Source organism: Prosthecobacter sp. GW821-HT29F12 (assembly GCF_058803405.1).
The window spans coordinates 588,064-601,431 of record NZ_CM179517.1; the positions used below are offsets into that span (position 1 = coordinate 588,064).

Sequence of the window (13,368 nt, forward strand, 5' to 3'; positions counted from 1 at the left end):
AACGTGGTGCCGGGCTCCTACTATGTGCGCGTGCCGGCCTCCGAGTTTGCCACGGGCAAGCCGCTGGTGAACACGATCTCCATCTTCCCATCCAGCTCCTCCGACAATGACGTGGACGACAACATCGTGGGCAATGACGACGGCATCGACAACGCGCAGCCCGCCACCAATGGCATCAGCAGCGCGCTGATCTCCTTGAGTGACAGCGGCGAGCCGATCAACACGAACGGCGAGAGCGGCGCGTTCAACACGATCGACGACAGCGATGACAACAATGGCAACATGACCGTTGATTTCGGCTTCAAGTCCAGCGGCCCAAGCGCCACGGGCTGCTATCACTTCCTGGCCATGGATTCAAACGCCGACGGCGTGCTGAGCGGGGCCACGGAATGGACGCCGGTGCAGGCGTATGATTTCAATTACACGCAGGGCGGAGTGGCGACGATGAACAAGGCGGACGTGATCTACGATGCCGCGCTGAGCCGCCTGAACGTGGACCTGACGTTCAACCAGATCGGCGCCTCCAAGGTGGACGCGCTGTGGTTCCTGGTCAGCACGGGCGGGAATCCTGCGACTGCGGACCATGCCATCGTGTATGTGGACGGCATCACACGCGCCAGCCCGACGGTGACCATTTACAAGTATGATGCCACGCTGGGCAGCCAGAGCTGGCAGACGGCGGCGAACCTGATGGTGAGCACGGCGTCCGGCAACACCACGGCGGGAGACGTGATGCTGAACAAGGTCACGGAGACCGGCAGCAGCGTGCGCTTCCAATGCGTGATCGATGTGAGCCGCGTGAACAACGCGACGAACTGGAGCGCGATGGGCGTCAATTCGGCGACCTGGGAAGGCATCCAGACCGGCGGCGCCACGGGCATGGTGCTGCACATGGTGGACCTCAGCAGCACGCCGACGTATGACAGCAACGGCGCGCTGACCGCCTTCAGCTACGCCACGGAAGGCTCCTTCGTGACCGATCCATCCGGTGTGCTCACCATCGCCACGGAGCCGTGCTCTGTCTCGCCATGGGTGAACGTGGGGAACCTGGTGTGGAACGACGCCAACAGCAACGGCCTGCGCGATGCCGGGGAACTTGGCCTCAGCGGCGCGACGGTGCAGCTCTTCAGCCCGGGTGCGGACAATGCGGTGGGCGGCAGCGGTGCGAATGCAGACACGCAGGTGGGTGCGAGCGTGCTGACCAGCAGCACCGGGGTGTATGCCTTCACCAATCTGGTGCCGGGCAAATACTACGTGCGAGTGACGCCAACGGTGAGCGTGCCGGGTGTGAGCAGCGTGGCGGTGACGCTGGACAACGACGTGGACAATGACAACAACGGCAGCCAGCCCGGTGGTCCAGGCACGTTTGTGTACAGTCCGGTGATCGATCTTCAGGTGGGCACGGAACCCGCCACCGGCGTGGATGGCGACGGCACCAATGGCAACAACACGATCGACTTCGGTCTCTTCACCGGCATCACCGTGGGTGACCTGGTGTGGAACGACGTCAACAACAACGGCCTCAAGGACACTGCGGAAACGGGAGTGAGCGGCGTGCAGGTGGACCTCATGAACCCCGGCGCGGACAATGCCGTGGGCGGCACCGGCTTGAACGCAGACACGGTGCTGCAGACGGGCTCCACGCTGAGCGGCGGCTCCTACAGCTTCAAGGTTTACACCGCCGGCAACTACTACGTGCGACTGACACCGCCCGCCGCCTACTCGCTGGCCAGCAGCGTGGTGGTGACCGCTGACAACGGCGTGAACAATGACAGCAACGGCTCGCAACCGGGTGGTGCGGGCTCGGTGGTGAACAGCATGGTGTTTGCGCTGACTCCTGGCGGCGAGCCAGGCAGCACGGGGCTGACGAACACGGAAAACACCATCGACTTCGGCCTGCGCTCCTGCCCGGCGATCACGATCACGCCTGCGACCCTGACGAATGCGCTGAAGGGTTCGGCCTACTCCGCCACGTTCAGCGCCGCCGGTGGCAACTCGCCTTATGTGTGGAGCCTCGCCACCGGCAGCACGCTGCCGGGCGGACTGGCGCTTTCCAGCGCTGGTGTGCTGAGCGGATCGCCCACAGCCGCGACGGGAACGTACAGCTTCACGGTGAAAGTGGTGGACGCCTCCAACTGCTCCGCCACACAGGCGATGACGATTGGCGTGGTCTGCCCGACGCTGACGCTGTCCCCAACCACGCTTTCCTCGGTGGCGCAAAACACGGCCTTCAGCCAGCAGTTCAGCACCACGGGCGGCACTTCGGCCTACACCTACACGCGGCCCTCTGGCACGCTGCCCACCGGCGCGACACTTTCCAGCAGCGGTCTGCTTTCCGGCACCATCACCGGTGCACCGGGCACATACTCGTTTGTGGTGCGCTCCACGGATGCGAACGGCTGCTCGCTCGACACCTCGTTCAACTGGGTGGTCACCTGTCCGGCGCTCTCGCTGTCTCCGACCACGGTGCCAGCAGCGACGCAGTATGCAGCCTACTCCCCGCAGACGCTGACCGCCAGCAACGGCACCAGCCCGTATACCTGGAGCTTCACCGGCACGATGCCAAGCGGCATGACCCTGAGCAGCGGCGGCATCCTGAGCGGCACGCCTTCCAGCGCGCCGGGCACCTACAACATCACCGTCACCGCCACGGATGCCAACGGCTGCGCCAAGTCCGGCGTGTATGCCATCACGGTGAACTGCCCGTCCTACACCATCACAGCGCCGACCTTCCCGAGCGCGACGAAGAATGTGGCGTATCCGAACCAGCAGCTCAGCGCGTCTGGCGGCACCACACCGTATAACTGGACCATCGCCTCCGGGGCGCTGCCTGCGGGCATGTCCATGAGCACCGCCGGTCTGATCTCCGGCACGCCGACATCCGTGCCTGCCACTTACAATTTCACGGTGTGCGCCACGGATTCGGTGAACTGCTCGGTGACCAAGGCGCTGGCCATCGTCATCGCCTGTCCGACGCTGACGATCACTCCGGCGACGCTGCCAGCGGGTGTGCAGTATGCGGCTTACAGCCAGACGCTGACAGCGGCGAACGGCACCTCCCCCTACACCTGGAGCCTGGCCTCCGGCGTGCTGCCTACCGGCATGAGCCTGACCAGCGGCGGAGTGCTCAGCGGCACGCCGACGAGCCTGGGCAGCTTCACCTTCGTGGTGCGTGCGACGGATGCGGACAACTGCTCCTCGACGATTTCCTACACCTTCACGGTGAACTATCCGCCGATCTTCATCACGCCGTCCACGCTTTCGAACGCGACACGTCTGGTGCCTTACTTCACGCAGCTCACCGCCACCGGTGGTACCGCACCTTACACCTTCAGCAAGCTGACGGGCAACCTGCCCACGGGCCTGTCGATCTCCACCGCAGGCGCGATCTCCGGCACCACCACGGCGTCTCCCGGCACCTACTCCTTCACGGTGCAGGCGCTGGATGTGAACGGTGCGCCGGGCACGCAGCCATATACCATCACCATCGTCTGCCCGACGATGACCATCTCTCCGACAACGCTGACGAACGGCGTGGTGGGCACGGCTTACACGGCGTCATTGACGGTGTCAGGCGGCAGCGCTCCCTACACCTGGAGCGTGGCCAGCGGCGCACTGCCAGCCGGACTTTCGATGAGCTCCAGCGGCCTCATCTCCGGCACTCCGACGCAGGCAACGACGGCGTCCTTCACGGTGCAGGCGGTGGATTCGTTCAACTGCTCCGCCACCCAGATCTACACGCTGTCGGTCAACTGCCCGTCGGTGAGCATCACACCGACCTCGCTGACGAGCGCCTACTACGCCATTCCTTACAGCCAGCAGCTCACCTCCAGCGGCGGCACCGGACCGTACACCTATACGGTGATCGCGGGCTCTCCTCCGGCGGGCATGACGGTTTCCTCCAGCGGATTGCTTTCCGGCTCGGCCCAGGTGTATGGCACGGCGAACTTCACGGTGCGCAGCACGGACTCCTACAACTGCTCCGCCACGCAGTCCTACTCGCTGCTGGTGAAGGGGCTCAGCATCGGTGACACGGTGTATGAGGACAGCAACTTCAACGGCCTGCGTGATGTGGGTGAATCCGGGATCAGCGGCGTCACGGTGGAACTCTGGGATCCGGGCGCGGATCATGCCATCGGTGGCAGCGGTCCGAACAGCGACCTGATGTTCACCAGCACGACGACCAACGGGCAGGGTCAGTATACCTTCATCAATCTGCAGCCCGGCACCTACTTCATGCGCGTGCTGATGCCCACCGAGCTGAACATCATCGGTGGCAATCCGGTGAACCTCGACAACGGCGTGGACAATGACAACAACGCCGCCTCCCAGCCCGGCGGTCCCGGCACACCGGTCTTCTCCCCAGTCATCACGCTCGCCACGGGCACTGAGCCGACGGTGGATGACGGTGATGCGGACACGGAGAACACGATCGACTTCGGCCTCTTCCGCGGCATGAACGTGGGCAACCTCGTCTGGCAGGACACGAACGACAACGGACTCCGTGACAACGGCGAGCCGGGCATCGACGGCGTCACAGTGCAGCTGTGGAATGCAGGCGCGGACGGCAGCATCGGCGGCACGGATGATGTGCTGCTGAGAACCACCACCACGAGCGCCGGCGGGGCCTATCTCTTCACTTCGGTGCCACCGCTGAAAGTCTATGTGCGCATCCCGCGCGCCCCGGCCGCGCAGCCGCTTTCCAGCAGCAACACCACCTTTGCGGACAACGGCGTGGACAATGATGACAACGGCCTGCAGCTGAGCGGTGGCGCGGTGAACAGCCCCGTGATCACGCTGACTGCCGCAGATGAGCCGGGCACAGGCGGCGGCACCTACAACGAAACGACCATCGACTTTGGCTTCGTCAATGTGACGCCGAGCATCTATGTGTCCGCCACGCAGGCGGACAGCATCCAGGCCTTCAGCTCCAGCACGGGACTCTACTCCGGCTCCCTGGTGCCTGCGTTTGGCAACAGCCTCAGCCAGGGCAATGCGGACTACGGCGACGTGCCGTATGGCATGGAGCTGGGTCAGGACGGCAACTGGTATGTGGCCCACTACGGCGCCAGCAACCTGCGCAAGATCAGCCCCACCGGCACCGACATGGGTCCGGTGCTCGACAACAGCGACGCGAGCATGAGCCTGGTGACGCAGTTTGCCATCGGGCCGGACGGGAACTTCTATGTGTATGATGTGAACGGCGGCCGCATCGTGCGCTTCCAGGGACCCACGGGCGCCGTTCCGGGCAAGCCGATCGGCGCCTCGGCTCCCTTCACCTTCATCACCCAGACGGGTGTGGAAGACATGAACTTCGGCCCGGATGGCAACCTCTACCTGGTGGTGCAGACCAATGACACCCGCGAAGTGCGCCGCTACAGCACGACGACGGGCGCGCTGCTCAACACCATCGTCACCGACATCCAGCTCATGGCCATGGTGCCGGGCGGGCAGTCCATCGCGCTGATCTCGGGCATCGACATCGAAGGCAGCACGCTCTACGGCGTGAACCGCTCCGATGGCGAGGTCTTCAGCGTGGATCTCAGCACGCCTGCCGCGCCGGGTCTGCCGCAGCTCATCGCCACGCTCTCCAGCGCAGGCAAAGGCGAGGTGGACACGCGTGACATCGAGTTCAACCCATCGAACAACAAGCTCTACATCGCCGGTTACAGCTGGGGCAAGCCGGTCAACGCCGGCAGCTACAACAGCGGTGCGCTGATCAGTGTGGACATCACCACTGCGCCCAACGGCACGGTCAATGTGTTTGAAGTGCCGATCCCACGGCCTCCAGGTCCGAACTTTGAAATCTGGTCAGGCCCGCGTGACCTTTCCATCGGGCGTCCGTTTGCGCCGCTGCCAGACAGCGTGGCCATCGGCTCGCTGGTGTGGAATGATGACAATGCCAACGGCATCCAGGATGCGGCGGAGCTGGGCATCCCCGGCGTGCGCGTGGACCTGTGGCGGGATCTGAACGGCAACTCCGCCGACGGCGCCGAGTTCCTCGTGGGCTGGACTTACACGGACAACAAAGGCTTCTACTACTTCTCCGGCCAGGCTCCAGGCGTGTACCAGGTGCAGATTCCTGAGTCCAACTTTGTGGACGGTCTGCCGCTGGCCGGCAGCGGCTACAGCAGCCCGATCTCGTCCAACCTGGATGACCAGATCGACGGTGATGACAGCGGCCGTCAGCCCGGTGGTCCGAAGACGGTGGTGAAGAGCCCGCTGATCACGCTGACTCCCGGCGCCGAGCCTGTGGGCAACGGCTCCTCCGGCGCGGAATTTGGCCGTGGTGGCGAACTGGACAACTACACGGTGGACGCCAATGGCGACATGACGGTGGACTTCGGCTTTGTGGAGCCGGGCATCATGGGCATCGGCAACCTGGTGTTCGTGGATGACAACGGCAACAACCGCTTCGACGTGGGCGAGGGCCGTGATGATGTGACCATCGAGCTCTACCGCTGGGGCGACACTCCTGGAGTGGCGACTCCGGTGGCCACGGCTGTCACCTCCAATGGCGGTCTCTACCTCTTCAGCAATCTGTGGCAGGGGCAGTACTTCATCCATCTGCCGGCCTATCAGTTTGAGTACAGTGGCAATCTGCGCGGCCTTTACAGCCTGCCTGTGGTCACCGCAGGTGACGACAACACCGGCCAGGATGCGCTGCCGACGGACACTCCATGGATCACGGGTGTGAGCACCGGCATCATCAATCTGGTGCGTGATGCGGCGCCGACGGATACAGGCTCGGAAACCGGCTTTGACTCCTCCACCGATATCAATGACATCAACATCGACCTTACTGAGGACATCGGTCTCTTCCGTCCGGTGGCGCTGGGCAACATGGTGTTCGCGGACAACAACTCGAACGGTCACTATGACTCGGGCGAAGGCTTGTCCGGGGTCAAGGTCGAAATCTACACGGACACGCAGTTCCCTGAAGTGGACAATCCGCTGTCCATCACCACGACGGATGCGGCGGGCCGCTACGGCTTCAACTTCCTGCGCCCCGGCAACTTTGTGGTGCACATTCCGTCCTCGCAGTTCCAGGTCGGAGGACCGCTGTATCAGCGCATCAGCATTCTCGAAGGTCTCGTGGGCGATGACGATGTGGGTGAAGACGGCATCAATGACGGCCTGCCAACGGACAACGGCGTGTCGTCGCTGGTGATCAGCCTCTATCCCGGCAATGCGCCGACGGACGACAGCGGTGAGACCGGCTTTGAATACACGTCGGATGACCAGAACGACGCGGCGATCGACCTGACGATCGACTTCGGCTTCCAGACGCCGGTCGGCGTGGGCAACCTGGTGTTCATCGACGCCAACAAAAACCAACAGGCTGACGTGGGTGAAGGCGTGGACGGTGTGACGGTGGAACTCTACCGCAGCAGCCAGACACCGGGCTTTGGTGTGCCGCTCTTCAGCACCATCACCAGCGGGGGCGGCAAGTACTTCTTCGACTCGCTGCCAGCGGGCGACTACGTGGTGCACATTCCATACACGCAGTTTGAGCCAGGGCGTCCGCTCAACGGACTCTCCTCCCTCGCGGGAGCCAGCAGCGCCTCCCTGGATCTGGATGATGACGTGCCTGACAGTGAAAACGGACTCGATGACGCGTCCCCATTCCTCAACGGCATCAGCAGCGCGGTCTTCACGCTGGCAGTGAATGCGGAGCCGACCGATGCGAACGGTGAGACGGGTGCGTTCAAAACGATCGACTCGTTTGATGATGACAACTTCAACCTCACCATCGACTTCGGCTTTGCGCTGAACAATCCGAACGGCGTCGGCGTGGGCAACCTGGTCTTCGTGGACCTCAACGGCAACGGCGTCTATGATTCTGGAGAAGGCATCGACGGTGTGAAGGTGCAGCTCTTCAGCGCGACGGCGGATGTGCACACGGCCAATCCGATCGCCACGGTGATCTCGAACAACGGCGGCAGCTACATCTTCAGCAATCTGGTGGAGGGAGCCTACAAGATCTTCATCCCGGCCACCGAATTCGCGGCGGGCAAGCCACTCTCCGGCTGGCGCTCCCTGCCCGGCGACGGTGCTGACAATGGCGTGGACGACAATGCGGATGAAAACGGCATCGATGTGGATGATCCGTCCGCCACGGGCGTGGAGTCTGCGCAGTTCTACCTGTCCCCAGGAAACGAGCCGACCGATTCTCTCGGTGAGTTTGGCAGCAATGCCTTCATGGATGATGCGAACGATGCCAACACCGACCTGACCTTCGACTTCGGCTTCTTCCGCTCCGTGTCTGTGGGCAATCTGGTGTTCCTGGATGCGAACTTCAACGGCCGTGCTGATGCCGGTGAAGGCGTGGGCGGTGTGACGCTGGAGCTTTATAAAGAAGGTGCGTTCATTCCGTTTGATGCGCCGGTGGCCACCACGACCACGAACACGGACGGCACCTATCTCTTCACTGATCTGGCGCCGGGCCGCTACTTTGTGCGCGTGCCATCGTGGCAGTTTGACTTTGGCTCGCCGCTGTTTGGCTATGCCAGCATCTACGGCACGCAGAGCGGTGACGACAGCCTGGGTGAAGACGGTCTCGACAATGGCAACCCATCCGTCAATGGCATCCAGACGGCGATCCTTGACCTGACGCCGACCAATGCGCCGACCGGCAGCCAGGAAGGCGGCTATCAGGGAAGCAGCGACGACATCAATGACGCCTCCACCAATCTCACCGTGGACCTTGGCTTTGTGCTGCGCTCGGGCGTTGGCAACGTGGTCTTCAACGATCTCAATAACGACGGCCTCTTTGATCCCGGTAATGAATACGGCATTGATGGTGTCACCGTCGAACTGTGGACCAATGAGGCGAACGCGACGACGGCGGTGGGCAGCACCACGACCTACGGCGGCGGTCTCTACAGCTTCAGCGTGGCGCCGGGCAGCTACTATGTGAAGATTCCTGACAGCAACTTCCAGGAAGGTGGCACGCTGGCGAACCTGGTGCCTTCGAAGCCGGTGGCGGCGGGCTCTGCCGTGCCGACCACGACGGCGGGAGACGATGACACGAAGCAGGATGGCTACACCACCGGTTCCGTGCTGACGGAGGGCGCACGCACGCCGGTCTTCACGCTGGTGCCGGCCCAATCACCGACTGCAGCCGATACGGAAACCGGCTACTACTCGGAGTCCGATGACTTTGATGATGCGAACGTGGACCTGACGATCGACCTCGGCTTTGCGCCGAAGCCGCTGAGCGTGGGCAACCTGATCTTCCGCGATGTGAATTCGAACGGTCACTATGACAGCGCGGACTTCGGCGTGGCCGGGGTCAATGTGCGCCTCTTCAAGGCGGGTGACAATCCAGCGACCGCCACGCCGGTGATGGAGACAACCACCAGCATCGACGGCACCTACCTGCTGAACACGTATGAAGAAGGGGAGTACTTCCTCTACATCCCCGCCACGCAGTTCACGAGCGGTGGCGCACTCTTTGGCACGACCTCTGTGACTGGCGTCGGCAGTGACAACGGCCAGGACGATGGAGTGGACGAAAACGGCCAGGATGCCGCCAATCCGACGAGCACGGGCGTGAGCTCCACGGCCTTTGCGCTGGCCTATGGCACCGAGCCGCAGGGTGAGACGGGCTTCCTCAATTCAATGGATGAGTTCAATGATGCGGATGTGGATCTCACGATCGACATGGGCTTCACCGGCGGCACGCTGCCAAGCCTGATGAACATCGGCAACCTGGTCTTCAACGACGCCAACAACAACGGCGTGGCGGATGCAGGTGAAGGTGTGCCCGGCGTCTGGATGCTGCTGTATGCCGGCAGCGGCACGGCGGGGTCCACCAGCTTCATCCGCAGCACCACCACGGATGCGAGCGGCCGCTACTTCTTCACCAATCTGAGCCCCGGTGTTTACACGGTGCATGTGGCCGCAGACAACTTCAAGGCATCCATCAGCATCAACGGTGGTCCGGTGGGTCCGGGACCGTTGTACAAGATGATGTCGCTGCGCGGAAACCAGACCACCCTGGGGGATGACAACCTGGGTGAAGACGGCATCGACTCGCAGAGTCCTGAGCAGGTAGGCATCACGGCACCGGCGGTCACGCTGACGGCCAATGCCGCGCCGACCGGCGCGCAGGAAGGCGGCTTCCAGGGCACTTCAGATGATGCCAACGACAGCAACACCGACCTGACCATCGACTTTGGTTTCGCCAAGCGTCTGGGCGTGGGCAATCTGGTGTTCCGTGATACGAATGCCGACGGCAAATACCAGGCGGGTGTGGACAGCGGCCTCGCAGGCATTCCGCTGGAGCTCGTTTACAATGACGGTGCTGGCGTGGAGAAAGTGGTGAGCACCACGACGACCGACACCACCGGCAAGTACCTCTTCTATGCACCGCCGGCCGTGACGCCACAGACCTACTTTGTGCGCATCCCCGCCGCGCAGTTCAGTGCCACCGGCCCGTTGAACTTCCTGGTGCCGACCGCGCTGACGACCAATGGCAATGACGACAATCTGAACCAGAACGCGCATCCTGCGGCCAATCCGGGCACGACCGGAGTGGTGACCGCCGGATTCTCCCTGGTGGCGGGCACGCTGCCCACGGACACGGACGGCCGTGAATCCGGATTCGACAAGAGCAGCGACAATGATGACGATGCCAACATTGACCTGACCATTGACCTCGGACTCAAGGCGAAGGCGCTGATGGTGGGCAACCTGGTGTTCCGTGATGCGAATTCGAACGGCACGTATGAGGCGGGCATCGATGTGGCGATGGCGAATGTCACCGTGCAGCTCTTCCAGCAGGCGCAGGCCGTGACGGACACGCCGGTGTCCGAGGCTGTCACTGCTGCAGACGGCACCTACATGCTTTACGCCACCGCGCCTGCGGCCTACTACGTCCACATTCCTGCCAGCATGTTTGCCACAGGTGCGCCGCTCGATGGCATGACCTCGGTGGTGGGCACGGGCAATGTGGTGCTGACCACCAATGCGGACACCGCCAAGGATGACCGCTTTGATGAAAATGGCAGCGACGCCACGCAGCCTTCTGCGACGGGCGTCTCCTCCGGCATCATCAATCTGGCCTACGGCACCATGCCGCTGAACAGCAGCGTGACCGCCGCGACCGGTGAAAACGGCTTCCAGTCCTTCATGGATGACGCAGCGGATGAATCCGGCATGATGACCGTGGACTTCGGCTTCCTGGGCAGTGCGGGCTCGCCGAACGGCGTGGAGGTCAAACGCAATCTGGTGAGCAATCCCGGCACGGTGACCACCGCGACGACCTTCACGGCATGGCAGACACAGAACAGCCTGAGCGGACTCAACAGTCCGAATGATGATCCGGATGCGGATGGCCAGACGAACCTGCTGGAATACGCGCTGGGCACGGCGGGTGGCAGCGGCCTGGGTGTGTCGCGCTTCACGCTGGTGAACAACACGGTCACGGGTGCCATCGACGCAGTGCTGACACGGCCTGCGGGTGAGCATGCGGATCTGCGCTACTCGCTGGAAGGCAGCAATGATCTCAGCACCTGGACCAAGCTGGCGCTCACACCTGTGACCACGGCCAATGCAGATCAGACGGAAACGCTGCGCTACAACGGCGTGGAGTCTGCCTTCAGTGGTGCGGCACGCGGCTACCTGCGCATCAAGGTGACTCTGGATGCCAACCTCGACGGCACGCCAGAAGCCACAGCCACCACGGGTGCGCAGGGCTGGGCACGCATGCAGTTTGCGGTGGGCCGCCAGTCGCTGTCCATGCCGCTGCTGCTGCCTGCCGTTTACACGGGTCAGGTCGCCTCGGTCAGCGGCCGCACGGTGGTGCTGAGCATCAACGGCGGAGACATCCGCACGCAATTGCAGAATGGTGTGAGCTACTATGTGGAAGTGCTCAGCGGTGCGCTGACCGGCCGCATCTGGGATCTCGACACCACGGCTTCTACGAGCAGCAGCATCTCCCTGACCACCAGCGCGGACAGCGCGCTGGCAGGTGCACGCATCCGCATCCGTCCGCACTGGACGCTGGGCGCCTTGCTGCCGGTGTCCGGCCTGCAGGCTGCCGCCACGGCGGATACAGCGGACCGCCTCATGTTCTTTGACAGCGCCAGCGGCCAGTTCCAGATCGACTGGCTGCAGACTGCGACGAACGGTGAAGCGCAGTGGGTGCGTGATGGTGAGACCTCGCTCGCGGATGATGCCGCGCGTGTCATCCCACCGCAGACTGGCATGCTGGTGCAGATCCGCAGCACGCCGGCCACACTGACCTTCCTGGGCGAAGTCCGCAGTGCGGCACTCGCGCTGCCGCAGACGGCAGGCACCTCGTTGCTCGGCACTGGTTTGGCCACGGCTCAGGCTCCGGGTGCGCAGCCTTTCGCCATTGGCTCGCGCCTGCGTCTGTGGAGCGGTGATACTGATCCTGCCACGGCGGTGTATCAAAACTACCTGCTCAATCCGCAGTCCCAGTGGGTGGATGAAACCACCGGCCTGGAGGTGACGAACCTGCCGCTGCTGGATGGCTTCCGTGCGTTCTTCCTGGTGAAGCCGTAAGGGGCAGGGGAGGGGTGCGAAAGCGCTGGCCGACGGGCCGCATGAGTGGCCATCGTGCTTCCTGAAAGTTTCGTCTCTCCTGCGTTGCAAATCGCAATCCTGGAAGCATTGCTGTTTTGCATGAGGTTACTCCGACTGCTTCTTCTTTTTTCGCTCAGTCTTGTCAGTTGCAACACCGTGAAAAACACGGGCAACAATGCGTTTCATTACAGCCGCAGGTTTGTGACCAGTGACATCCCCCGGGCCTCGCGCTTTGTGTGGAAAGGGGTGACGGGATTGTTTGGACCGAACGACAACTCCTTCTGGTATGCCGACGACATGCGCGGCAAGCCCAGCGTGGTGATCAATCTCAGCGAGCAGATGGTGTACCTCTTCAAGCGGGGTGAGCTCGCGGGTGGATCACCCATCTCCTCCGGCTCGGAGGGGTATGACACGCGGCCGGGCAGGTATCACGTGATGGAGAAGGACATCGACCACAAATCCTCCATCTACGGCGACTACGAGGACTACCAGGGCAATGTGGTGATGCAGAACATCGACAACCGCAAGGACCGCAGGCCGCCGGGCACGCGGTTTGAAGGGGCCAAGATGTACTACTTCATGCGCATCTATGGCGGGGTGGGCATGCATCAGGGCTATCTGCCCGGCTACGCCGCATCGCACGGCTGCATCCGTTTGCCGGGGCACATGGCGGAGAAGTTTTTCCGCGAGGTGCATGTGGGCACGCCGGTACAAGTGGTGCCCTAGGGGAAGCGTCTTGCTGGGGAGGGGGGGAATGAAAACCGGTTGCTGGTGCTGGGCTCAGTCCGAAGGTGGCCACGGGAAACAACCTGC

The 13,368-nt window shown here is 63.0% G+C and carries 2 protein-coding genes (1 of these 2 only partly in view); both read left to right on the forward strand.

Annotation, left to right across the window (positions count from 1 at the left end):
* Window positions 1-12,534 carry the 3' end of a putative Ig domain-containing protein gene (locus AC3RLQ_RS02315; protein ID WP_493033980.1) on the forward strand. Its footprint begins 18,042 nt before the window's first position, so 12,534 of the gene's 30,576 nt are visible here — the last part of the coding sequence; its start codon lies beyond the left edge, outside the window; the stop codon is at window positions 12,532-12,534.
* A gap of 120 nt (window positions 12,535-12,654) precedes the next feature.
* Window positions 12,655-13,281 carry a L,D-transpeptidase gene (locus tag AC3RLQ_RS02320; RefSeq protein WP_493033981.1) on the forward strand — a complete coding sequence of 209 codons (627 nt, stop codon included), beginning with the start codon at window positions 12,655-12,657 and terminating at the stop codon, window positions 13,279-13,281.
* The last annotated feature ends 87 nt before the right edge of the window (window positions 13,282-13,368 follow it).

Coding starts and splice junctions, on each gene's coding strand:
- AC3RLQ_RS02320 (WP_493033981.1), top strand. CDS start 12,655: ATGAGGTTACTCCGACTGCTTCTTCTTTTTTCGCTCAGTCTTGTCAGT.